At 35.1% G+C, this 2,545-nt stretch carries 3 protein-coding genes; all 3 read left to right on the top strand.

Annotation, left to right across the window (positions count from 1 at the left end; all coding sequences use genetic code 11):
* Positions 1–278: IS66 family insertion sequence element accessory protein TnpA (tnpA, locus tag OM075_RS24780; RefSeq protein ID WP_301193249.1), on the top strand; the 278-nt coding region annotated here is incomplete at its 5' end.
* Positions 279–290: 12 nt separating this feature from the next.
* Positions 291–641, top strand: a complete 351-nt coding sequence (tnpB, locus tag OM075_RS24785) for an IS66 family insertion sequence element accessory protein TnpB (protein ID WP_301193250.1) — start codon at positions 291–293, stop codon at positions 639–641.
* Positions 642–711: 70 nt separating this feature from the next.
* Positions 712–2,370: an IS66 family transposase gene (gene tnpC, locus OM075_RS24790; protein ID WP_301193251.1), complete on the top strand. Its 1,659-nt coding sequence runs from the start codon at positions 712–714 to the stop codon at positions 2,368–2,370.
* Positions 2,371–2,545: the final 175 nt, after the last annotated feature.

Consider the following 2,545-nt stretch of genomic DNA (forward strand, 5'->3'; position numbering starts at 1 on the left):
AAGAACAATCAGGATTAAGCGTTAGAGATTTTTGTTCCAACCAAGGATTTGCAGTTTCAACTTTCTACAAATGGAAAAAGACATTGCAAGAAGAACAAGTTCAGAGTTTTGTGCCTCTGGTAATAAAAGAGAAGAAATATACAAAAGAGGTACAGATTGTAAGAGATGAAAAAACAATTGATAATAACACATTTGAGTTTACTTTTCCAAACGGAACAAAGCTAAAGCTCACTGGGGAATTAGATCTATCAGTTCTCAAAGCAATTATTCATCTTTAATAAAACCAGACTATGTTTAATTTACATGGGAAGCTTCAGTATTTCCTATACCCGGCACCAGTTGATATGCGTAAAAGTTTCTATACCCTAAGTGGCGTAGTTAGTTCTATTATGAAACGTAATGTACAAGATGGAGAGGCCTTTATTTTTGTTAATCGAAATATGAGTATAATGAAAGTTCTCCATTTAGAGCATGGAGGATTGGTTATTTACCATAAGAGACTTGAAAATGGCACTTTTACATTACCTAGATTTAATGAAGATATCGTGTCACAGCAAATAACCTGGCAGGAATTAATGATGATTGTAGACAATGTAAAACCTATAAAAAGAAGATTGAAAAAACGTCAAAAATCAATCTGATTTCCATTCGCAAATTAGGCTACACCCCCTGATTTTACTATCTTTAGGCGTCTAATAGATCAGGGGATAAATGAGCCAATTTTCAGATAATGATGATTTCATACAAGAACTACTTCAGCAAAGAGATGAACTCTATGCAGAAGTATCTCGTTTTCGTCATGCAGATAATGGTACATTAGATACTCTTGAAAAAGAAAATAGAGAAAAAGATACTATCATTAAGCAGCAATCAGAAAAAATTGATAAGCTATTAGATCAATTAGCCTGGTATAAACGTAAAATGTGGAATCCTTCCAGAGAACGGTATATACCAGAGAATCCTGATCAAAGGAAAATAGACTGGGACGGATTGGACTTATTGCCGGAGGAAGAAAAGCTGACAAAAGAAGCTGACAAAGAAATAATCGCTTACGAACGTCGCAAACCACAAAAAGAAAAAAAGAAACCTGTTCGTTTACCACTTCCTGAAGATCTTAGAAGAGAAGAAGAGTTTATAGAACCAGAAGGTCTTAATGAAAACTGGGTACGTATAGGAGAAGAAGTTACTGAGGTACTAGAATATAAACCGGGAGAACTTTATGTGCGTAAAATAATACGCCCAAAGTATGCTGTAAAATCAGAAGAACAAATAACTGAAGAACAATCAAGAATCAGGATTGCTTCACTTCCCTTATTACCATTGCCACGTAGCAATGCAGATGCATCATTACTGGCAGAGATAATCATGAATAAATATCTCTATCATATACCTTTTCATCGCCAGATAGCCATGTTCAAACAGTTGGGATTGATACTTTCTGCATCAACAGTAAATGGATGGTTTAAGGATGTTTGTGATTTGCTTCGGGCATTATATTACCGACTGGGAGAAATAGTGAAGGATAGTGACTATATACAGGTTGACGAGAGCACCGTTCCTGTTGTAAATGATGAAAAACACAAGACGGTAAAAGCTTATTTGTGGATGGTTCGATCAGTAATGAAAAATCTGGTTTATTTTCATTACGACAAAGGTTCCAGAGCTCAAAAAGTAGTGGTTGAACTTTTACACGATTATAAAGGCGCTATCCAAACAGACGGATATGAAGCTTACTCCATCTACGAACAAAAGAAAGGTGTTTTGCTCTTGGGATGCTGGGCTCATGCGCGTCGTAAATTTGAAGAAAGCCTCAAGGAAGATAAAGCTGGAGCTGAATATGCATTGCTTCAGATAGGTAAACTATATCAAATCGAAACAATGGCTGATGATCAGGAATTAGATTTTCAGCAACGAGCAGAACTTCGTACTCGTTTGGCTTATCCAATTATGGTTGCATTTGAAAAATGGATTGTCAATTATTATCCGAAAGTTTTACCAAATGGACGAATGGGAAGAGCATTGAAATATACGTATTCCCTTTTTTACCGCTTGTCACGCTATCATTTGGATGGACGATATAAATTGGATAACAACTTGGCAGAAAATGCCATTAGGCCTCTGGCTTTAGGTAGAAAAAATTATTTGTTTTGCGGCAATCATGAAGCTGCCGAAAACGCTGCTGTTATATATTCTTTAATAGGATGCTGTAATGCTTGTGATGTTGATGTTCGAGAATGGTTAATCGATGTATTAACAAAGATTCCAAACTATAATAATGATTACTCTAAAGATTTAGCAGATCTTTTACCTCACAATTGGAAAAATTCTAATAAAACAGAGATTATTCCAACAGATTCCAATAATTGTTAGATTTTCTACATTGTTGCTAAAAATGGCTTTACTTCTTGAACTCAATTAATTTTAACATACGTGCGAGACCGCATGCTTACGAAAGAAATGGCTAATGTACTAAAATTGGTAAATGGTTATTTAATGAGGTTACTTAATGCAAGTATTCCAAGAATGGAATTTGAACAGATATTAA

This window comes from Plebeiibacterium sediminum (assembly GCF_026013605.1).
GTDB lineage: Bacteria > Bacteroidota > Bacteroidia > Bacteroidales > Marinilabiliaceae > Saccharicrinis > Saccharicrinis sediminus.

What these genes read in the sequence shown, in the direction of transcription:
- tnpB (WP_301193250.1), top strand. Translation starts at nt 291, where the DNA reads ATGTTTAATTTACATGGGAAGCTTCAGTATTTCCTATACCCGGCACCA.
- tnpC (WP_301193251.1), top strand. Translation starts at nt 712, where the DNA reads ATGAGCCAATTTTCAGATAATGATGATTTCATACAAGAACTACTTCAG.